This is a genomic window from Nocardia sp. bgisy134 (assembly GCF_965341865.1).
Taxonomy (GTDB): Bacteria; Actinomycetota; Actinomycetes; order Mycobacteriales; family Mycobacteriaceae; genus Nocardia.
On record NZ_CBDQZP010000002.1, the window covers coordinates 540,553 to 560,547 of the forward strand.

The following is a 19,995-nucleotide window of genomic DNA, read 5'->3' on the forward strand; positions in this document are numbered from 1 at the left end:
GGGAAGCGGGCGGGCGGCGGATCGATGAGGGGTTCGCCGTCCGCCTGTTGCGACTCGGTATCCGTTGAGGATGCCCGCGCGCGTCTCTCTTCTATCGAATGTATGTTCGACTGAGGAGGTGATACGTCATGGGTTGGAGCAACGGGCCCCCGACCTGGGCGGAACTGGAGCGGGTGCTCTCCGGTCGGCCCGGCCGGACCAACCCGGACGCCATGTACCCGGGCGACGGCGGTGACAGCCCGGCGTGGTCGCGCAAGCGCGAGCCGTACGTGGCCGAGCCGATGCGCCCAGACGGCCCGACGGTGCCGTACGCGGAACTGCACGCGCACTCGGCCTACAGCTTCCTCGACGGCGCCTGCCAGCCCGAAGAGTTGGTGGAGGAGGCGGTGCGGCTGGGGCTGGAGGCGATCGCGCTCACCGATCACGACGGCTTCTACGGAACCGTGCGCTTCGCCGAGGCGGCCAAGGAATGGGGGATGACGACCGTCTTCGGCGCGGAACTGTCGCTGGGACCGCCGGACGCGCGTCGGCGCGCGACGGAAGCGGCCACGCACGCCGACGCGCCGGATTCGGCGCCGCGCACGGGCGAGCCGGACCCGGCCGGACCGCACCTGCTCGTGCTGGCCCGCGGCCAGGAGGGTTATCGGCGGCTCTCCCGCGAGATCGCCGCCGCCCACTTGGCCGCGGGGGAGAAGGGCATTCTCCGCTACGACCTCGACGTCCTCACCGCGGCGGCGGGCGGCCACTGGCACATCATGACCGGCTGCCGCAAAGGCCACCTCCGCCGCGCGCTCGCCGAGGACTTGCGCGCGGGCGACACCCGCCTGGTGCGAGCCGAGGCCGCGCTGCGCGAACTCACCGAACGCTTCGGCGTCGAACGGGTGGGCGTGGAACTCACCCACCACGGCGTCCCGGAGGACGACGAGCGCAACGCCCACCTGATCGACCTGGCCGACCGGCTCGGTCTTCCCGTGATCGCCACCACCGGAGCGCATTTCGCCGCGCCCGCGCAACGCCGCCGCGCCATGGCGCTGGCCGCCGTCCGGGCCAGGCGGAGCCTGGACGACATCGCGGGCTGGCTCGCGCCCACCGGCGGCGCGCACCTGCGCTCCGGCGCGGAGATGGCGCGGCTGTTCGCCGCCTGCCCCGACGCGGTGGCCAATGCCGCGGCGCTGGCCCGTGAGTGCGCCTTCGACCTGCGCCTCATCGCGCCCCAGTTGCCGCCCTTCGACGTGCCGGAGGGCCACGACGAGAACACTTGGCTGCGCGAACTCGCGCTCACGGGAGCGGGCCGCCGCTACGGCTCGCCGCGGGAGAACCCGGCGGCCTACCGCCAGATCGAACACGAGCTCGAGGTGATCGAGCAGCTCGGCTTCCCCGGCTACTTCCTGGTGGTGCACGACATCGTCAGTTTCTGCGCCGACAACGACATCCTGTGCCAGGGCCGGGGTTCGGCGGCCAACTCCGCGGTCTGCTTCGCCATCGGCATCACCAATGTCGATCCGGTGGCCAATCAGCTGTTGTTCGAACGCTTCCTCTCGCCGGAACGCGACGGCCCGCCCGATATCGACGTGGACATCGAATCCGATCGCCGGGAGGAGGCGATCCAGCACGTGTACGCCAAGTACGGCCGCGAATACGCCGCCCAGGTGGCCAATGTGATCACCTATCGCGGTAAGTCGGCGGTGCGCGATGCCGCACGCGCGCTGGGCTTCTCGCCCGGGCAGCAGGACGCGTGGAGCAAACAGGTGAGCCGCTGGTCCGGCGTCGCGGCCGAGACCGGCACCGACATCCCCGACGAGGTCCTGCGTTTGGCCGCCGACATCGAGGGGCTGCCGAGGCATCTCGGCATCCACTCCGGCGGCATGGTGATCTGCGACCGTCCCATCGCCGACGTGTGCCCGGTGGAGTGGGCGCGGATGCCAGGCCGCAGCGTATTGCAGTGGGACAAGGACGATTGCGCCGCGGTCGGGCTGGTGAAGTTCGACATGCTCGGGCTCGGCATGCTTTCCGCGCTGCACTACATGATCGATCTGGTGCGCGAGCACAAGGGCGTCGAGGTGGAGCTGCACAAGCTCGACCTGAAGGAAGCCGCCGTCTACGAAATGCTCTCGCGCGCCGACTCGGTCGGCGTCTTCCAGGTGGAGTCGCGGGCGCAGATGGCCACCCTGCCCCGGCTGAAGCCGCGCGATTTCTACGACCTGGTGGTGGAGGTCGCGCTGATCCGGCCCGGTCCCATCCAGGGCGGCTCGGTGCATCCGTACATCCGCCGCCGCAACGAGCGCGAAGAGGTGACCTACGACCATCCGGCGCTGGAGAATTCGCTCGGCCGCACCCTCGGCGTTCCGCTGTTCCAGGAGCAGCTGATGCAGATGGCCGTCGACGTCGCCGGTTTCACCGCCGCCGAGGCCGATCAGCTCCGCCGCGCGATGGGTTCCAAACGCTCACCGGAGCGCATGGAACGGATCAAGGCCCGTCTCTACCAGGGCATGCGGGAGCTGCACGGCATTACCGGCGAGGTCGCCGACCGTATCTACGAGAAGCTCTACGCCTTCGCGAATTTCGGCTTCCCGGAAAGCCATTCGCAGAGTTTCGCCGCGCTGGTGTTCTACTCGGCGTGGTTCAAGCTGCATTATCCCGCCGCGTTCTGCGCCGGATTGCTGCGCGCCCAGCCGATGGGCTTCTATTCCCCGCAATCCCTGGTCGCCGACGCGCGCAGGCACGGTGTCGCGGTGCACGGTCCGGACATCAATGCCAGTCTCGCCGACGCCACCGTGGAGGCGGCGGGCTCCGAGGTCAGGCTCGGGCTGGCCGCGGTTCGTCATCTCGGCACGGAGCCGGCCGAGCGCATCGTCGCTGCCCGCCGCGAAAGCGGTCCGTACACTTCGTTTCTCGATCTGACCGGACGGGTGCCGCTCACCGTCGCCCAGGCCGAATCGCTGGCCACCGCGGGCGCGCTCGGCAGCCTCGGCATCAGCAGGCGCGAGGCGCTGTGGGCGGCGGGCGCCGCGGCGGGGGAGCGCGCGGATCGGCTGCCCGGCACCGGGGCGGCGACCACCGCGCCCGCCCTGCCCGGTATGAGCGAGCTGGAGCTCGCCGCCGCCGACGTGTGGGCCACCGGGATCTCACCGGGCAGCTACCCGACCGAATTCCTGCGTCCCCAGCTCGACGCGCTCGGCGCGATCCCCGCCGCCGGATTGCTCGCCGTCCCCGACGGTTCCCGGGTGCTGGTCGGCGGAGCGGTCACCCACCGCCAGCGACCCGCCACCGCCGCGGGCGTCACCTTCCTCAACCTGGAGGACGAGACCGGCATGGTGAACGTGGTCTGCTCGGTCGGGCTGTGGACCCGCTATCGCCGCTTGGCCCAGGGCGCCACCGCCCTGCTCGTCCGCGGCCGGGTGCAGAACGCGGAGGGCGCGGTCAGCGTTGTCGCGGAACACCTTCAGCGGCTGCATCTGCGGATCGAGGGGAAGTCGCGCGACTTCCGGTGAGCGTGTCAACGCACATCGGCGTCAGCCAGGCGGCGCCGCACGCACCGTGGCGAGTTTTGCGGGTGGTACCCTATATGGCATGATCAAGACGACCGTGTACCTCCCCGAAGATCTGGAGGTCCGGCTCGACGCCGAAGCCGCCGCGACGGGGGTGAGCAAGGCGGAACTCATTCGACGGGGGATCACCATGCTGCTCGACTCATCGGACAGGCCCAAGGATGATCGACCGCTGCCGGTCTTTCGCAGCGGTCGATCGCGCAGTGCGGAAGAGATGGACGACGCGGTCTACGACCACATCAAGTCACGGGCGGCGCGGCGGTGATCATCGTTGCCGATACTTCAGCCCTCTTCGCGGCTTTCGATCAGGATCAGGTGGAGCATGAGCAAGCGCTCCTGGTCATGGAAACCGAGACATTGGTGATTTCACCACTGGTCATGAGCGAACTGGATCACCTCGTCCACCGCGACCTCGGATTCGAGGCGGCGATGCAGGTCACCGATGCTCTGCTGGGACGTCTGATAGACGGGCGCTACAAGCTTGCGGAGTTGAAGCACGTCGATCTCGCGGCCGCGCAGTCGATTCGCGCCAAATACGAGGGTCTCCGGCTCGACTTGGCGGACGCTGTCGGCGTCGCGCTCGCCGATAAGTATCGGACGGATTGCATATTCACGTTGGACCAGCGTGACTTCCGGGCGATCGAGCCGCTGACGCCAGGCGTTGACACCTTCCGAATCCTGCCCGCCGATCTCTGACACTTCGGATCGGGAAGTCGCGCGACTTCCGGTGAGCGTGTCCACGCGCTCGCGGCTCATCAACGCGGGGAACGAGTTCGGTGACCGTACGCACCGTGAGGGTTACGCTGCGATCATGCGGAAGCTTGCTGTGCTGTGCGTCGGTCTGCTCGGGTTGGCGCTGCTCGTCGGCTGCGGCGCCGACAAAAGTGCCGATTCGGGGGGGTCGACGGCAGTGACGGCCGGGCCCGCGCCGGTGTCGCCGCCCGGATTCCGGGAGCAGGCGCCCGCGCCGGGCGAGGGACGCGGACAGGACACCGACACCGTCGACCGCAAGGAGGTCGTCACCGGCAGTATCGAGCTCACGGCGGGCGATCCGATCGTGGCCGCGGCGCGGGTCGCCGACCGGGTGCGCGAGGCGGGCGGCCGGGTGGACAGCCGCACCGAGCAGCCCGGCACCGACGACATCGAGCCCAGCGCCTCGCTGACCGTGCGGGTACCCGCGGACAAGACCGACGCGTTCGTCAACGGTCTCGGCGGAATCGGCACCCTCACCCGGGTGAGCACCAACCGCGAGGACGTCACCATGCAATGGGAGGACCTGGACGCCAGGATCAAGGCGCTGCAAGCCTCGGTCGACCGCCTGCGCGCGCTGATCACCACCGCCGCCACCACCGCCGACCTCATCGCCGCCGAGCAGGCGCTGTCCAGCCGCCAGGGCGAGCTCGACAGCCTCACCGCCCAGAAACGCCTCCTCGACGATCAGGTCGCGCTGTCCACCCTCACCATCGAGATCACCACGACCGCCAAGGATTCCGACGAGGGACCGAGCAACTTCTGGGATGGCGTCGTCGCGGGCTGGAACTCCCTGGTCGACTGGCTGAAGGACGCGATCGTGTTCATCGGCAAGGCGATTCCCTGGCTCGGCTTCCTCGCGATCGTCGGCGGTATCGTCTTCGCCCTCGTCCGCGTCGTGCGTCGCAAGCGCCGGGCCACCCCCGAAACCCCGGCCGCCGCTACCCATTCCGCGCAGCCGGTGACCACTCAGACAGGAGCCCCCGATGCCCCCGACAGTGGTCAGGGCGATCATCAAACCCAACAGCCGTAAAGGCCCGCTCGTGGAAGCCCTCCCCGACGGCACGCTCCAGCTCTACGTCCGCGCGCCCGCGGTCGAAGGCAAGGCCAACAAGGCCGCCATCGAACTCCTGGCCGACCACTACGACGTCCCCAAAACCGCCGTCCGCCTCACAGCGGGCGCCACGTCCCGCCACAAGCGCTTCGAAATCGATACTTAGACGGTGCCGGAGGTACGCCCTAGACCCCGCCAGGGAAACCGAGCTGGCGCCAGGCTTCGTACACGGTGACGGCGGCGCAATTGGAGAGATTCATCGAGCGCCTGCCGGGCAGCATCGGGATGCGCACGTGGGCGGTGACGTGCGGGTCGTCGAGCACGTGGTCGGGGAGACCGGTGGGTTCGGTGCCGAAAAGCAGGACGTCGCCGGGTTGGTAGGCGATGTCGGTGTACCGGGTCGTCGCCTTGGTGGTGAAGGCGTAGACGCGTTCCGGCCGCAACGCCTCCCATGCCGCGGGCAGGCTCTCGTGCACGGTGACCGAGGCCAGATCGTGGTAGTCCAGTCCGGCACGGCGCAGCTTGGACTCCGAGAGATCGAATCCCAGCGGCTCGATCAGGTGCAGCTCACAACCGGTCCCGGCGACCAGGCGGATCGCGTTGCCGGTGTTCGGCGGAATACACGGCTCATGGAACATCAGGCGGAACACGGAATCAGTCAATCAGGCCGGCCGTGGAGGGTTTCGGAGCGGGTGCGGGTGGCAGGGGTTCATCTGCAAGAATCGGTGCCGTGACCGATGTCGACGCGTCCGCCGGACGACACGCAGGCGGTAGCCGTGCCGCGCAGTTCCTGCGCTGTCACCTGCCGATGGTGGCCGTGATGCTGGTCGTGCTGGTCGCGGTGGTGTTCGTGGCCTCGGATCGCTGGCGCCGCGGCGCGTTGTTCTTCGGCGGTGCGACGCTGTTGGCCGCGACCTTCCGTTTGTGCCTGCCGAGCGCGCGGGTGGGGCTGCTCGCGGTGCGCAGCAAACCGTTCGACGTCGGCGCGCTGAGCCTGCTCGGCTCCGCCATCGTCTTCCTGGCGGCCACCATCAACACCCTCGGTGTCGGCTGATCCCTCCGAGCGTTTCGACGCCGTCGCTGGACGGCGCGCGCTGGTTGGGTGGCACCGGCCGAGAAGCACAGCGACGCGCGAAACCGCTGTGTCCCAGCTGGTCTCGTGCGACGGGGAGGCTGTGGCTACCGGTTCTCGCGCGCCAGGCGCATGGTCTCGATGAGCAGTTTGGAAACGGCCGCGGCCTCGGTGAGGAATCCGTCGTGGCCGTCGCGGGAATGCACTACTTCCAGTCGATCGCAGCCGGGCAGCGCGTCGGCCAGTTCCTGCTGGGTGCGCAGCGGGTACAGGCGGTCGGAGTCGACGCCGCCCACCACGCACGGCACCGGCGTCGCGGCCAGCGCCGCTCGGATTCCGCCGCGTCCACGACCGACGTCGTGCCGGTTCATAGCCTCGGTGAGCAGCACGTAGGTGGCGGGATCGAAACGCTTGCAGAGCTTTTCGGCCTGGTGGTCGAGATAGCTCTGCACCGCGTAGCGGCCGCCGCGCCACGGGTCCTCGGAGCCCTGCGCCCGATTCTCGAAGCGGTGGTCGAGTTCGCCCTCGGTGCGGTAGGTCAGGTGCGCGATGCGGCGGGCGATGCCCATGCCGGTCCTCGGCGTGCGGCCAGTGTCGTGATAGTCGCCGCCCTGCCAGTCCGGATCGGCCTTGATGGCCGCGATCTGGGTGGTCTGGGTACCGATCTGGTCCGCGGTGGCGCGGGCGCCGACGGCGAGCACCAGCGCCGCGGCCACCCGCTCGGGCTTGCCGATCATCCACTCCAGCACCCGCATGCCGCCCATCGAGCCGCCGACCACCGCGGCGAGCCGCTCGATGCCGAGCAGATCCAGCAGCGCGGCCTCGGCGGTCACCTGATCGCGGATGGAGATCTCCGGGAAACGCGAGCCCCACGGTTCGCCGTCGGGCGCGGGCGAGGACGGTCCGGTGCTGCCTTTACAGCCGCCGAGCACGTTGGTCGCGATGACACACCATTCGTCGGTGTCCACCGGCGCGCCCGGTCCGACCATGCCCTCCCACCAGCCGGGCTGCGAGTGCACGTCGTCGGGCGTGCCGACGACGTGCGAGTCACCGGTCAGAGCGTGCTCGACGAGCACCACATTGTCCAGGGCGGGGGAGAGTTCGCCCCACCGCTGCACCGCGAGGTGCACGTCCGGGATCACCGTGCCGCTTTCCAGCCGCACGTCCCCGATGGCGATCACGCCCGGCCGACCGTCCGGCGGTGGCAGCAGGTCGACACCGGACGCCGGGCGGGCGGGGCTCTGATCGGTGCTCACGGTCACGTCGTCGCCGCCGTGAATCCGGCGCGCAGATCGGCCAGAATGTCGTCGATTCCCTCGATGCCGACGGCGAGACGGACCAGTCCCGGGGTGACGCCGGAGGCCAGTTGCTGCTCGGGCGTCAGCTGGGAGTGCGTAGTCGAGGCCGGGTGGATCACGAGAGAACGCACATCCCCGATGTTAGCGACGTGGCTGTGCAGGACTAATGCGTCCACGAACTTCTTGCCCGCGTCGACGCCGCCGCGCAGTTCGAAGGAGACGATCGCGCCGGTCCCCTTCGGCGCCAGCCGCTTGGCCCGCTCGTGCCACGGCGAGTCGGGCAGCCCCGCGTAGAAGACGGATTCGACGGCGGGGTGCTCGGCCAGGAATTCGGCGACCGCCTGCGCGTTGGCGACGTGGCGCTCGACGCGCAGGCTGAGCGTCTCGATGCCCTGCGCGATGAGGAAGGCGTTGAACGGCGAGACCGCCGCGCCCAGATCGCGAAGCAGCTGCACGCGGGCCTTCAGCGCGTACGCGGGTGCGCCGAGATCGGCGAAGACCGCGCCGTGGTAGCTGGGGTCCGGGGTGGTGAAGCCGGGGAAGCGGGACTCGCCGTTGTCGTCGCGGACGGTCCAATCGAAGGCGCCACCGTCGACGATCACGCCCGCGACAGCGGTGCCGTGCCCGCCCAGGTACTTCGTGGCCGAATGCACCACGATGTCGGCGCCGTGCGACAGCGGCTGGATCAGGTACGGGGTGGCGACCGTGTTGTCCACGATGAGCGGGATCCCGGCGGCGTGCGCGACCTCGGCGATGCCGGGGATGTCGAACACGGCGCTGCTCGGGTTGGCGATGGTCTCGCCGAAGAACGCCTTGGTGTTGGGCCGGATCGCGGCGCGCCACTGCTCGAGATCGTCCGGGTCCTCGACGAACGAGACCTCGATGCCGAGCTTGGGCAGCGAGTAGCGGAACAGGTTGTAGGTGCCGCCGTAGAGGTGCGGGCTGGACACGATGTGGTCGCCCGCGGCGGCCAGGTTCAGGATCGCGTAGGTCTCGGCGGCCTGCCCTGAGGACAGCAGGAGTGCCGCGACGCCGCCTTCCAGAGCGGCGATGCGCTGCTCGACCACGTCCTGGGTCGGGTTCATGATCCGGGTGTAGATGTTGCCCGGTTCGGCGAGCCCGAACAGCGCGGCCGCGTGGTCGGTGTCGCGGAAGGCGTAGGAGGTGGTCTGGTAGATCGGCAGCGCGCGGGCGCCGGTGCTCTGATCGGGGGCTTGGCCCGCGTGGATCTGCTTGGTCTCGAAGGACCACAGGGCAGGATCGAACTCGGCCGCGACGGGGTCGGTCATGTCATGCTCCACAAGAGTTGTTCGCCGGAACTAACGAGATCGGGAATGCGGTCTATCCACAACAACACAATTTCCGGGAACCTCCTGACAGCGCGCTTGCCCTCGACCGTCGAGGGCCCGGTCATCACCCGGAGCACCCCACCGCTGCTGGAGGGTTGCCGTCCAGCGAGCCGGGGCTTGGCGCTGGCACTCATGACCTGACGGACATGGTAGCTGGCGGGCGGTCAATGACCGAAATTCGTAGCCGATCTCACTTCGCCGATTCGGCAGGCGGTTCGGTGCAGACCCGCATGAACTCCGCGTACGCGTCGAGCAAGGTCTCCTTCGACGCACGCACCGCGGTGGCCGGATCGCCGTCCATGATCAGCGCATCGTGCGCGTCCATCGCCAAATGGCACAGCATCTGCCAGGTGGAGACGATCAGCCGGACGGAAAGCGCCCCCTGCGTGGTGTCGAGGCGCTCGGCCAGCACGGCGGTGATGGCGTCGGATTTGTTGTCGGCGAACTCCAGCGCGCGGCTGTTGACCGAAGGGCAGTCGCGCGCGATCCGCTGCATCTGCTGAAACCTGCGGAACGAGACCGGCGAGTTCTCGGTGGCAGCGTCATCGATCACCCGCAGGTAGGCATTGCACAGCGCGCGCAGTTCGTTGCCGCCACACGGCTCTTCTCGCAACTTGTCGGCAACCATTTCGCCGAAGTCGAGGACGGGCGCGAGGACGATGTCCTCCTTCGTCTCGAAGTAGCGGTTCACGGTGCGTGGCGAGACGTCGGCCGCGTTGGCGATCTGCTCGACCGTTGTCGCGTCGAAGCCCTGGGCCTCGCAGAGCTCCAGCGCGATGCTCGTGATCCGCATCCTGGTCTGCTGCTTCTTGCGCTCGCGCAGGCCGATCGGGCGTTCTCGCATCGCGGTATCGCCGCATCCTCGGTTCGCAGGCGCGGCGTTGTCCCCGGTCACGGCGGGATTGCCGACCGTGTCCGGACTCGGCGTCGGTGATTCGAGCATCTCCCCACTGTAACGCAGATCCCACATCAACTGTCCTATCCAGGCAAATGTCTGACTGCGACATTTTTCTATTGACGCCAAATGTCGGCCGATGACAGGATTGCTGCCACGCCACTTCGGACGATTGAGGAGACAAAGTGAGCGAGACTTCGACAGCCGTGCACGTGCCGGAGGGCCGGCGCGACTCGGCCCGCTGGCTGGCATTGGGGGTGATCGGTCTGGCCCAGCTGATGGTGGTCCTCGACGCGACCATCGTGACGATCGCGCTGCCATTCGCGCAACGTGACCTGGGCATCAGCGAGGGCGACAAGCAATGGGCCCTCACCGCGTACACACTGATCTTCGGCGGACTGCTGCTGCTCGGCGGCCGTCTGGCCGACTTTCTCGGCCGCCGCCTGATCTTCATGGTCGGCCTGGTCGGCTTCGCCGCCGCGTCGGCGCTCGCGGGTCTGGCGCAGAACGGCGCTCAGCTCTTCGCGGGCCGGGGACTTCAGGGCGCCTTCGCCGCACTGCTCGCACCCGCGGCGCTCGCGCTGGTCTCGGTGACCTTCACCGAGGCGAAGGAACGGGCCCGGGCCTTCGCGGTGTTCGCGGGCATCTCCGCGGGCGGCGCGGCCATCGGGCTGATCGCGGGCGGCGCGCTCACCGAATACGCGTCCTGGCGGTGGACCCTGCTGGTCAACACCCCGATCGCGATCATCGCGCTGGTCGGCGCGCTCGCGTTCGTGATCAAGGACGTGCCCGTCGCCCGGACCGGCGGCTACGACGTGCCCGGCGCCGTCACCGTGACGGCAGGCCTGATCGCCATCGTGTACGGCTTCAGCCGCGCCGCCGAGCACGGCTGGACCTCGGGCGGCACCCTCGGGCTGCTCGCGGCCGGGCTCGCGCTGCTGATCGCGTTCGTCGTGATCGAGCGTCGTTCCTCGAATCCGCTGTTGCCGCTGCGCATTCCCGGGGAGACCAACCGCGGCGGCGCGCTGCTCGCCGCGTTGCTCATCCCCATCGCGATGTTCGCGATGTTCCTGTTCCTGAGCTTCTACTTCCAGGTCACGCTCGGCTACTCGCCGCTGAAGGCCGGTGTCGCGTTCCTGCCGTTCCCCGCGGGCATCGCGATCTCAGCGGGCGTCACCAGCGCGTTGCTGCCGAAGCTCGGGCCGCGGCCGCTGATGGTGGTGGGCGCCGCGCTCGGCGTGGTCGGGCTGATCTGGCTCGCGCAGCTGAGCTACGGCGACAGCTATGCCGCGGGCGTGCTGCCCGCCCAGCTGCTGATCGCGCTCGGCATGGGTCCGCTGTTCGTCGGGATGCAGGCGGTCGCGCTGCACCGGGTGGACGAGGCCGACGCCGGTGTCGCGAGCGCGTTGCTCAACGCGGCCCAGCAGGTCGGCGGCGCGGTCGGCACCGCGCTGCTCACCACGATCTCGGTGCAGGCGGCGAAGGATTACTTCGCCGACAACCCGACCGTCAGCGACCTGGCCGCCCGCGCCGCCATCCACAGCTACGACGTCGCGTTCTACGTCGGTGCGGGTTTCTTCCTCGCCGCGATCCCGGTGATCGCGCTGATGATCAAGGCCGGACCGGAGCACTTCGCCGAGGACGCGGAGGAGGGCGCTCGGATTCCGATCGCGGTCTGATTCGGACCGGGCATAGCCCGCGCATCGGATCCTCGCAGATCCGGTGCGCGGGCGGTGTCGCCTCCGGCGGTCGTCCAGTTCCCGCCCAGGTCGGAGTGGTCGATCGCCCCGGGATGACATTATGGAGAAAGTGGTTGGGGTCACAGGGGGGCTACTCGTCGGTAACTCGGCGCGTCGTCCGCACAGTGGGCCCTCCCCGCACGGTGAGATCGTCGGCAGCAGTACGCTTGTCTTGCTTGCACCACACGTCCCGCAAACAACGCGGTACATATACGTTGTCTGTTGAACAGCTGGGGTCCGCTCACAAGCGTCTTCGCCTGGCCGTGCAATAAGGGCACCATCCTAGGAGGACACGAAGATCCATGTCCAAGATCAAGGTTGAAGGCGCCGTCGTCGAACTCGACGGTGATGAGATGACCCGGATCATCTGGCAGTTCATCAAGGACAAGCTGATCCACCCGTACCTCGACGTGAACCTCGAGTACTACGACCTGGGCATCGAATACCGGGACAAGACAGACGACCAGGTCACCATCGACGCGGCCAACGCCATCAAGAAGCACGGCGTCGGCGTGAAGTGTGCCACGATCACGCCGGACGAGGCCCGCGTCGAGGAGTTCGGCCTCAAGAAGATGTGGCGCTCGCCCAACGGCACCATTCGCAACATTCTCGGCGGCACCATCTTCCGCGCGCCGATCATCATCTCCAATGTTCCGCGACTGGTTCCCGGCTGGACCAAGCCGATCATCATCGGCCGCCACGCCTTCGGCGACCAGTACCGCGCCACCGACTTCAAGGTCTTCGAGGCGGGCACCGTCACCCTCACCTTCACCCCCGAGGACGGCAGCGAGCCGATCGTGCACGAGGTCGTGAAGATGCCGGAGGACGGCGGCGTCATCATGGGCATGTACAACTTCAAGAAGTCCATCGAAGACTTCGCGCGGGCGTCGTTCAACTACGGCCTGCAGCAGAACTACCCGGTGTACATGTCGACGAAGAACACCATCCTGAAGGCCTACGACGGCATGTTCAAGGACACCTTCCAGGAGGTCTTCGACGCCGAGTTCAAGAGCCAGTTCGATGCGGCGGGCCTGACCTACGAGCACCGTCTCATCGACGACATGGTCGCCTCCTCCATGAAGTGGGAGGGCGGCTACGTCTGGGCCTGCAAGAACTACGACGGCGACGTGCAGTCCGACACCGTGGCCCAGGGCTTCGGTTCGCTGGGTCTGATGACCTCGGTGCTGCTCACCCCGGACGGCCAGACCTGTGAGGCCGAGGCCGCGCACGGCACCGTCACCCGGCACTACCGCCAGCACCAGCAGGGCAAGCCGACCTCGACCAACCCGATCGCGTCGATCTTCGCCTGGACCCGCGGGCTCGAGCACCGCGGCAAGCTGGACAACACCCCCGAGGTGATCGGCTTCGCGCAGACCCTCGAGGACGTCGTCATCAAGACCGTCGAGGGCGGCCAGATGACCAAGGACCTCGCGCTGCTCGTCGGCGGCGACCAGGGTTACCTGACCACCGAGGAGTTCCTCGGCGCGCTCGACGCGAATCTGGCTCGCGCGCTGCGCTGAGTCCACACCGGGGGCCGGGCGTGATCCGTCCGACCCCGACCGGCGCTGGGACTTCCCAGCGCCGGGGGTTGAACCGGGCACCCGCCCACCTCGCGGTGAACGGGTGCCCGACGTGTATCCGGGAACGCCGCGGCGGATCCCGATGACGCCGGTGCGGCCGTCGCGTGCGGCACGCCGTGTGTGTCGGTCGAGTGCCGATGCGCCGCGGTCCATTCGCGCGGCGTGCTCAGCTCCCGGAAGACGCCGGTGTGTCGACCAGTCCGGCGAATGCCCTGGTGAAGCTGGCCGTTCCGTGCCCGCGTTCGACCTCGGCGTCGAACAGGCGCTGCAATGGATCGAGCAGATCCGTTGCCACGCCTTGGTTTCGGCTGGTGGTGCGGATGTCGACGAGCCCGGTTGCGTTGACCGCGAGATCGGAGAAGTTCACCGGGAACTCCCGCGAGTCGATCTCGGCGGCCAGCGTCGGCAGCATGTCGAGCAGCGCGCGCAACCAGGGCACCAGGAACGTATCGGTGAAGTCCACCGCGGAGACCTGCTCGGTGTGCACCATCGCCGTCGCCTGGAAGAACCCGCCGAACAGGCCGTACATCCCGCCGAGCACCGCCATGTCGTGCAGCGCCGCGAGGCCCGCGTCGGTCCCCACGTACCTCGTCGCGCCCAGTTCCCTGACGACGTCCGCGAATTCGGCCTCGGCGTCGGCCGCGCCGCTGTAGACGAGCAGCGTATCGGGTGTGCCCACTGTCTGCGGGACGCCGAAGATGCCGCCGTCCAGCAAGCGCGCGCCGTGCTCGGCGAGCCGGTCGGCCAGCTCGCGCGCGGTGTCGGGCCTGCCGGTGGCGACGTTCAGTACCGTGCGTCCGTTCAGCGCCGAGCCCAGCGGGGCCAGTTGGTCTCCGGCGGCCGCGGTGTCGGCGAGCACGGTGACGATCAGTTCGCCCGCCGCGACCGCGTCCGCGACGTTGTCGGCGCGCCGTGCGCCCAGCTCGTCGAGGTGAATCGCCTTGCCCGGCGTGCGATTCCACACCGTGGTCGGGTGCCCGTTGCGCAGGAAGACCTCGGCGATCGCCGTGCCCATCCGTCCGAGACCCAGCACGGTGACCGATGCCTTGCTCATGATTCCTCCGTCGTGTCGTTCTGTCGGGTGGGCGCCCGCCGACCAGTCTTCGCGCTCGGGTCGCCGAGACGTGAGTGGCAGAACTGACGCCGATCGAACTATTCCTGCCATACTCGAGGAATGAGCGAGCGAATCATGTGCCAGCGCGCAGAGCGAACGCCGAAGCCGAGCGTCAGCGGGGCGCGGGCATGAGTGGTCGAACCGTCGCCATGGCCATCGCTCCCGGCGCGCTGCACCCGTGGGATCTGTACGAATTGGGTGTCGTCGCCTCGATTTTCGGCACGCCGCAGCCGGATCTGGCGGAGCCCTGGTACGAGCTGAAGGTCTGCTCGGTGACACCGCAGCCGGAGACCCAGCCGATCGGTTTCGGCGCCTTCCTGCGCGCCGAGCGCGGTCTCGACGACCTGCTCACCGCCGACACCGTGATCGTTCCTTCGGTGGCCAACGAGTGCGTCACCGCTGAACGCGAACTGCCACCCGAATTGCTCGACGCGCTGGCGGCCGCGCATCGCGGGGGCGCGCGCATGGTCGGGCTCTGCGACGGCACCTTCGCGCTGGCGGCCGCGGGGCTGGTGGACGGGCGGCGCGTGGCCGCGCACTGGGTGCACGCGGAGATGCTGGCGAAGCGCTTCCCTGCCATCGAGGTCGACGACTCGGTGCTCTACGTCGACGACGGCGATGTGCTCACCAGCGCGGGCATGACCGCGGCGGTCGACCTGTGCCTGCACCTGGTGCGGCGCGATCTGGGCGCCGAGGTGGCCAACCAGCTGGCGCGCCGGATGGTCATCCCGCCGCACCGGTCCGGCGGTCAGGCCCAGTACGTGGACCGGACGGTGCCCGCGCACCCGGCGGACGACCTGGGCGTGGTGCTCCAGTGGGCGGCCGAACACCTCGACGAGCCGTTGACCGTGGACACGTTGGCGGCCAGAGCCAATATGAGCCCGCGCACCTTCCATCGCCGCCTGCACCGCTCCACCGGAGCCACTCCGATGCAGTGGTTGCTGAATCAGCGACTCGCGCATGCCCAATCGCTGCTGGAGACCACCGACTTCAACATCGAGCGGATCAGCCGCCTGTCCGGCCTGGGGACCGCGACCAACCTGCGCAGGCATTTCGCGTCCGTGATCGGCGTGACGCCCGCCGGGTACCGGAGGACCTTCGCGCGCCGGGAGTCGATCGGCTGACCTGTCCCACTTGCTGGAATATCGAGTGAGCTGGGCGAATACGGCGGCAGGCGGTGGTCTAACTCACGTCGGATCGGGGAGCGATCCGGCTCGCGCGCCGGTTACATGAAGACGTGACGAGCCAGGTAGCCACCCATCAGCCCGACCCGCCCGAGAAGGCGCGGACCGATTGGCATGTCCCCGCGATGCTGGCACTGGCTCTGGGCGGCTTCGGCATCGGCACGACCGAGTTCGTCACCATGGGATTGCTGCCTGATATCGCGCAGGCTATGAACGTCTCCGAGCCGATCGCCGGTCACGCGGTGTCGGCCTATGCGCTCGGTGTGGTGATCGGCGCGCCTGTACTGGCCGCGCTCTGCGCGCGGGTTCCGCGCAAGCGCCTGCTCATCGCCTTGATGATCGCGTTCACCGTGGGCAACGCGGCCACCGTGGTTGCGCCGAACTTCCAGACCTTGGTCGCCGCGCGCTTCGTCTCGGGTCTGCCGCACGGCGCCTATTTCGGCGTCGCCTCGCTGGCCGCCGCCACGCTCGCGCCGGCAGGCCGGCGCGCCAAAGCCATTGCCGCGGTTATGCTGGGGTTGAGCGCCGCCAATGTCGTCGGCGTTCCCACAGCCACCTGGCTCGGCCAGCATCTCGGCTGGCGGGACGCCTTCGTGGTGGTCGCCCTGATCGGCATCACCACGGTCGCGGCGCTCGTGCGATTCGTGCCGGAACTCACCGGCATCAAAACCACCAACCCGATGACCGAACTCGGCGCGCTGCGTCGTTCGCAGGTATTGCTGACCTTGGCGGTCGGGGCCATCGGCTTCGGCGGCATGTTCGCCGTCTACACCTACATCACCACCACCCTCACCGATGTGGCGGGCATGTCGCTCGGCCTGGTGCCGGTGGTGCTGATGCTGTTCGGTCTCGGCATGGTGGCGGGCAATATCGTGGGCGGCGTGCTCGCCGATCGCGGCGTCGATCGCGCGATCTTGCTCGCGCTGGTCGCCATGTCCGTGGTGCTGGCGGGTTTCGTCGCCGCGGCGCAGCACCCGGTCACCGCCGGGCTCGGCGCGTTTCTGGTCGGCGCGACCGGCGCGGCGCTCGCCCCCGCTTTGCAGACCCGCCTGATGGACGTCGCCGCCGACGCCCAAACCCTCGCCGCCGCACTCAATCACGCGGCCTTGAACATCGCCAATGCCGCGGGCGCTTGGCTCGGCGGCCTCGTCATCGCCGCGGGCCTCGGCTACACCGCTCCCGCCGCCGCCGGCGCGGGCCTCGCGGTGGGCGGTACGCTGCTGTTCGCCGTCACCGTGTGGATCGCCCGGCGCACCGAACCGCCAGAACATACAGATCTGTATGTAAGTGTAGAATCGTCGGAATGACCAGGACCGCCGCCGACAAGCCGCAGCGCCGAACCCAGGAGCAGCGCAGCAGCGAGATGCGCGTCCGGCTGCTCGACGCCACCATCGACTGCCTGGTCGAATACGGCTACGCGGGCACAACGACGCCGCGGGTCGCCGAGCGCGCGGGGGTCACGCGCGGGGCGCAGGTGCACCACTTCGGGTCCAAGAACGATCTCGTCGTCGCCGCGATCAGTCACCTGGCTCAGCGCCGCGCGGAGACCGCGATGCGGGAGATGGCCAAGGTCGAGAGCGGCGCCGATCCGGTCGCCGCGGCGCTGGACTTCCTGTGGGAGCTGCACCAGGGCCCGCTGTTCATCGCGACCGTCGAGCTGTGGGTGGCCGGCCGGACCGATCCGGTGCTGGCCTCGGCCATGGAGAAGGTCGAGCCGTTCGTCAACAACGCGGTGCTGATGGCCGTGGCCCGCTTCGTCCCGGACGAGATGCGCCGCAAGGACGCTCGCGATTTCGTCTACACCGCGATGGACGCCCTGCGCGGCATCCTCATCTCGAACTTCATCGAGCCCGACACCGACCGGGCTCGTCGGCGCTGGGTCCGCGCGTCGGCGAATCTGCGCGCCGCAGCGGTGGCGAGTCTCGTTCCGCGATTGCAGTGATGCGACGCGCGCCGACGCTGAATCACGCTGGCGCCGAAGCTCGCCGATGCCGGAGCTGCCCTGTCACTGTCTCCATCTCTGAGGCTCCGCAGGCTGCCTCCGGCAAGGCGTCATGTTTCACCGATGCCGACGCCGAAGCGCGCCGCGCCGAAGTGCCCCGATGCATCGGTCATGTTGTCGTCAAGTCCGTCTCATCTGATTCGGCGGATTTCTGAATGCCGCGGGTCGACGGAGGAGGCGGGGGTTGTCATCGCGGGCGCTCGGTATGCGGCGGCGGCTTCTTGCAGCTCGTTCAGGACGATGCGGCCGGGGTAGTAGCGGTGCGGGTATCGGTTTCGGTAGTAGCAGCGCCAGTAGCTGGCGACGCGTTGGCTGGTGAGGTGGAGGAAGTCGGGGTTGGCGGCGGCGAACCGTCCGTAAGCCTCGTGCTGGGCGGTGTCGACTGTGACGACATCGGTGAGTCCCCGCTTGATGTCGATGACAATGTCGACCACGTATTCACCGACGAGCTTGATGACGAAGGGAACGATCCACGGATCGGTGGCGCCGATGATCTGGTTGAGGTGGTGCTGGCGGACGTAGCCGTCGCTGTGGCGGCTGTAGAGGCAGTGCAGGATCTTGGTCTGCGTCGCAGACAGTTGGGCTGTGGTGTCGTCCGATGGAGCGGGGGTGCACAGGCGGTAAGGGATGGCGAGGTGCTCACCTTCGACAAGGACGTTGAAACCCCGAGAGAGCACCGGATATCGCGCTGGCGGCAGGCCCTGCGCGACGACGCGTACGTCATCGGCGAGGGCTGCGGGGAATGCTGCGAGAAGGACGAGTTCGAGTGCGGTGTTCAGATGGTTTATCGGGTGCGGCGAGATTGTAGGCCGGTCTGCACGAGGGGCTGGTCCGGCAGGCCAGCGTGACAGTCGGCCGGTGAAGGCCCGTGCGTCATGGACAGCGGAGGTTGGGTTGAAACCGAATTCGCCCCACTGCGGCTCGGTGAGCTCGGACCGGATCATGTCGGACCAGTCGGCGCGGGCCATCAGCGCCGAGTAATCGGCGGCCAGAGCGGCGACCTTGTCCGAGGTCCAATCCAGTTCCGGGGGCGAATCATTCAGCAATTCCGTGATGGTTCGCACGCTACGGATGCGTGGGAGGGTCGGAGCAGCGGCGGTGAGTAATTCGCAGTAGCGAACCAGCACTGGTAGCGCATCGGGGTAGTTCCGGATATCCGTGGTCGGTTCACCGACGATCAATGCGTCCAGGATGTCGGCAGCGCCGTCCAGTAGTTCGTCATCGACGGAGGACTCGAGCAGAGCGTCGCGGAGATCGCCTGTGGTGGCCGCGATGTGGGCGAGGTATGCGGTCATCACGTTGTTACGGAAGCCGGTCCGCAACAACCAAGCTTTGATCTCGGGATCTCGGGATCCCGTCAAACGCTGTACGGCGTGGACACGTCCCCATCCGTCGACCCGGCGAGCAAGCTGAAATACCGCACGATCACGATCGGGTTGGGAATTGGCCAGTGCGACAGCCGCGTAGAGCGTGAGTTCGCCCAACCCGCCCAGTAGTAGCAGCAACTCCCGATCCCGTTCGTCGCCGACCACGCCCAACATGACGATGCCGAGGGCCACCGCATTGCGGCGAGTGCCGCGTTCTGTCAGCTGCCGTGCTACCGACCGCACATCCTCGACGGGCAAGTCGATCGAGCGCAGCTCACGAACCAGGTCATCAGCCAGATCGAATGCGCGGCAATCAGCGAGTTGGTCGTGCAATACCTCGATCGCCGCACCACCGGGTGCCTCAACGATCTCTGCGATCGCCGTGACCACCGCAGCGGCAGAAGATGAATTGATTGGAGCCTTGAAGTATTGGCTCTCTACACCGACGAGGACAGTCGATTTCGGGAATTCGCATTCGTTGGGTAGGCCGTCCGGAAGCGGACTACCCCCGGCACTCCACGGCCCTGGACCGTGCAAGGCGCTGAGACCGACCGCATAAGCAAGAAGAGTGGTCTGATCATCGGAAACCAGCCACTCCCCGGGCGTCACCGGCAGGGGCGCGCGGCGCCCTTCCCACAAGAGAAGATCACGGCCACACCGTATCGGACTGTCATTCCGCCTGCAAGATTCGCGCTGCCCTCGTCACGGGCGTCCGCACCTGAGCATCCTCGCGGGTTCGAGTGAGAACTCGCCACGGTTGCGGCAGATCGCGTGAGAAACGACAGATCAGGTGAGAACTGACACCACGCGCTCGCCTGTGGGGTTGCCGAGTCGCGGGCAGTGGGGCGCATCCGGTTGACATGTCAGCGGCAGATGGCGCAGATACACAACTAGTTGTATGTCCGTCAACGCTCGATTGACCTGCCCATTCGCCATCTGGAACCACGAGTATCGGATAACCCTTGCGGTCTTACATACAGCTTTGTATGTTTGTTTCAGCTCGATCCGGTCGGATCGGACGCTGATGTCCGTCGCCCGCGCCA

Annotated in this window: 17 protein-coding genes and 1 riboswitch; of the genes, 11 read left to right on the forward strand and 6 right to left on the reverse strand. The window is 68.1% G+C overall.

The genetic code is table 11. The annotated features are described in order from the left end of the window. The first annotated feature begins 128 nt into the window (after window positions 1-128). From ACRWNM_RS05970 to ACRWNM_RS05990, 5 genes are all read left to right on the forward strand, one after another. Window positions 129-3,491: an error-prone DNA polymerase gene (locus ACRWNM_RS05970; protein ID WP_431964273.1), complete on the forward strand. Its 3,363-nt coding sequence runs from the start codon at window positions 129-131 to the stop codon at window positions 3,489-3,491. A gap of 79 nt (window positions 3,492-3,570) precedes the next feature. Then, window positions 3,571-3,813: a CopG family transcriptional regulator gene (locus ACRWNM_RS05975; protein WP_431964275.1), complete on the forward strand. Its 243-nt coding sequence runs from the start codon at window positions 3,571-3,573 to the stop codon at window positions 3,811-3,813. Beyond that, a complete protein-coding gene (locus ACRWNM_RS05980) occupies window positions 3,810-4,244 on the forward strand; it encodes a type II toxin-antitoxin system VapC family toxin (RefSeq protein WP_431964277.1) in 435 nt (144 codons plus the stop codon). The genes ACRWNM_RS05975 and ACRWNM_RS05980 overlap by 4 nt, the downstream gene beginning before the upstream one ends. Window positions 4,245-4,359: 115 nt before the next feature. Further along, window positions 4,360-5,331 (forward strand): DUF4349 domain-containing protein, encoded by a 972-nt coding sequence (locus ACRWNM_RS05985; protein ID WP_431964279.1) that lies wholly within the window; start codon window positions 4,360-4,362, stop codon window positions 5,329-5,331. Further along, window positions 5,285-5,518 (forward strand): DUF167 domain-containing protein, encoded by a 234-nt coding sequence (locus ACRWNM_RS05990; RefSeq protein ID WP_431964281.1) that lies wholly within the window; start codon window positions 5,285-5,287, stop codon window positions 5,516-5,518. The genes ACRWNM_RS05985 and ACRWNM_RS05990 overlap by 47 nt, the downstream gene beginning before the upstream one ends. A gap of 19 nt (window positions 5,519-5,537) precedes the next feature. Here the strand turns inward: ACRWNM_RS05990 and ACRWNM_RS05995 are convergent, their stop codons facing one another. Then, window positions 5,538-6,002, reverse strand: a complete 465-nt coding sequence (locus ACRWNM_RS05995) for a tRNA (cytidine(34)-2'-O)-methyltransferase (RefSeq protein ID WP_431964283.1) — start codon at window positions 6,000-6,002, stop codon at window positions 5,538-5,540. Between the two features lie 158 nt (window positions 6,003-6,160). Here ACRWNM_RS05995 and ACRWNM_RS06000 point away from each other — a divergent pair, with 158 nt between their 5' ends. Then, window positions 6,161-6,406, forward strand: coding sequence for a DUF3017 domain-containing protein (locus tag ACRWNM_RS06000; RefSeq protein ID WP_431964542.1), 246 nt, complete (start codon window positions 6,161-6,163; stop codon window positions 6,404-6,406). 125 nt (window positions 6,407-6,531) lie between these two features. Here ACRWNM_RS06000 and metX read toward each other — a convergent pair whose 3' ends face one another. From metX to ACRWNM_RS06015, 3 genes are all read right to left on the reverse strand, one after another. Continuing rightward, the gene (gene metX, locus ACRWNM_RS06005) at window positions 6,532-7,680 is read right to left on the reverse strand and encodes a homoserine O-acetyltransferase MetX (RefSeq protein ID WP_431964285.1); all 1,149 of its coding nucleotides are present in this window, start codon (window positions 7,678-7,680) and stop codon (window positions 6,532-6,534) included. A gap of 2 nt (window positions 7,681-7,682) precedes the next feature. Next, window positions 7,683-9,011 (reverse strand): bifunctional o-acetylhomoserine/o-acetylserine sulfhydrylase, encoded by a 1,329-nt coding sequence (locus tag ACRWNM_RS06010; RefSeq protein ID WP_431964287.1) that lies wholly within the window; start codon window positions 9,009-9,011, stop codon window positions 7,683-7,685. A gap of 87 nt (window positions 9,012-9,098) precedes the next feature. After that, a riboswitch (SAM riboswitch) is annotated at window positions 9,099-9,209 on the reverse strand. A gap of 52 nt (window positions 9,210-9,261) precedes the next feature. Then, window positions 9,262-10,014: a TetR/AcrR family transcriptional regulator gene (locus ACRWNM_RS06015; RefSeq protein WP_431964289.1), complete on the reverse strand. Its 753-nt coding sequence runs from the start codon at window positions 10,012-10,014 to the stop codon at window positions 9,262-9,264. 137 nt (window positions 10,015-10,151) lie between these two features. Between ACRWNM_RS06015 and ACRWNM_RS06020 the strand changes: the two genes are divergently transcribed. Together ACRWNM_RS06020 and ACRWNM_RS06025 are read left to right on the forward strand one after the other, a co-directional pair. Further along, window positions 10,152-11,645 (forward strand): MFS transporter, encoded by a 1,494-nt coding sequence (locus ACRWNM_RS06020; RefSeq protein ID WP_431964291.1) that lies wholly within the window; start codon window positions 10,152-10,154, stop codon window positions 11,643-11,645. Window positions 11,646-12,007: 362 nt separating this feature from the next. Then, window positions 12,008-13,225, forward strand: a complete 1,218-nt coding sequence (locus ACRWNM_RS06025; protein ID WP_431964293.1) for an NADP-dependent isocitrate dehydrogenase — start codon at window positions 12,008-12,010, stop codon at window positions 13,223-13,225. A gap of 226 nt (window positions 13,226-13,451) precedes the next feature. Here ACRWNM_RS06025 and ACRWNM_RS06030 read toward each other — a convergent pair whose 3' ends face one another. After that, window positions 13,452-14,339: an NAD(P)-dependent oxidoreductase gene (locus ACRWNM_RS06030; RefSeq protein WP_431964295.1), complete on the reverse strand. Its 888-nt coding sequence runs from the start codon at window positions 14,337-14,339 to the stop codon at window positions 13,452-13,454. A gap of 188 nt (window positions 14,340-14,527) precedes the next feature. Here ACRWNM_RS06030 and ACRWNM_RS06035 point away from each other — a divergent pair, with 188 nt between their 5' ends. The 3 genes from ACRWNM_RS06035 to ACRWNM_RS06045 all read left to right on the forward strand — a co-directional run bounded on the left by ACRWNM_RS06035 (window position 14,528) and on the right by ACRWNM_RS06045 (window position 17,525). Then, window positions 14,528-15,523: a helix-turn-helix domain-containing protein gene (locus tag ACRWNM_RS06035; RefSeq protein WP_431964297.1), complete on the forward strand. Its 996-nt coding sequence runs from the start codon at window positions 14,528-14,530 to the stop codon at window positions 15,521-15,523. Window positions 15,524-15,636: 113 nt separating this feature from the next. Then, on the forward strand, window positions 15,637-16,890 hold the full coding sequence (locus ACRWNM_RS06040; RefSeq protein ID WP_431964299.1) for an MFS transporter: 1,254 nt from the start codon (window positions 15,637-15,639) through the stop codon (window positions 16,888-16,890). Next, window positions 16,887-17,525, forward strand: a complete 639-nt coding sequence (locus ACRWNM_RS06045; RefSeq protein WP_431964301.1) for a TetR/AcrR family transcriptional regulator — start codon at window positions 16,887-16,889, stop codon at window positions 17,523-17,525. The genes ACRWNM_RS06040 and ACRWNM_RS06045 overlap by 4 nt, the downstream gene beginning before the upstream one ends. A 191-nt stretch (window positions 17,526-17,716) precedes the next feature. Here ACRWNM_RS06045 and ACRWNM_RS06050 read toward each other — a convergent pair whose 3' ends face one another. Further along, a complete protein-coding gene (locus ACRWNM_RS06050; RefSeq protein WP_431964303.1) occupies window positions 17,717-19,342 on the reverse strand; it encodes a hypothetical protein in 1,626 nt (541 codons plus the stop codon). Window positions 19,343-19,995 lie beyond the last annotated feature (653 nt).

Excerpts from the sequence above, each read along its gene's own strand:
- ACRWNM_RS06015 (WP_431964289.1), bottom strand. The coding sequence starts at position 10,014 with ATGCTCGAATCACCGACGCCGAGTCCGGACACGGTCGGCAATCCCGCC.
- ACRWNM_RS05970 (WP_431964273.1), top strand. The coding sequence starts at position 129 with ATGGGTTGGAGCAACGGGCCCCCGACCTGGGCGGAACTGGAGCGGGTG.
- ACRWNM_RS05990 (WP_431964281.1), top strand. The coding sequence starts at position 5,285 with ATGCCCCCGACAGTGGTCAGGGCGATCATCAAACCCAACAGCCGTAAA.
- ACRWNM_RS06035 (WP_431964297.1), top strand. The coding sequence starts at position 14,528 with ATGAGTGGTCGAACCGTCGCCATGGCCATCGCTCCCGGCGCGCTGCAC.
- ACRWNM_RS05985 (WP_431964279.1), top strand. The coding sequence starts at position 4,360 with ATGCGGAAGCTTGCTGTGCTGTGCGTCGGTCTGCTCGGGTTGGCGCTG.
- ACRWNM_RS06030 (WP_431964295.1), bottom strand. The coding sequence starts at position 14,339 with ATGAGCAAGGCATCGGTCACCGTGCTGGGTCTCGGACGGATGGGCACG.
- ACRWNM_RS06010 (WP_431964287.1), bottom strand. The coding sequence starts at position 9,011 with ATGACCGACCCCGTCGCGGCCGAGTTCGATCCTGCCCTGTGGTCCTTC.
- ACRWNM_RS06025 (WP_431964293.1), top strand. The coding sequence starts at position 12,008 with ATGTCCAAGATCAAGGTTGAAGGCGCCGTCGTCGAACTCGACGGTGAT.
- ACRWNM_RS05975 (WP_431964275.1), top strand. The coding sequence starts at position 3,571 with ATGATCAAGACGACCGTGTACCTCCCCGAAGATCTGGAGGTCCGGCTC.
- ACRWNM_RS06000 (WP_431964542.1), top strand. The coding sequence starts at position 6,161 with ATGGTGGCCGTGATGCTGGTCGTGCTGGTCGCGGTGGTGTTCGTGGCC.
- ACRWNM_RS06045 (WP_431964301.1), top strand. The coding sequence starts at position 16,887 with ATGACCAGGACCGCCGCCGACAAGCCGCAGCGCCGAACCCAGGAGCAG.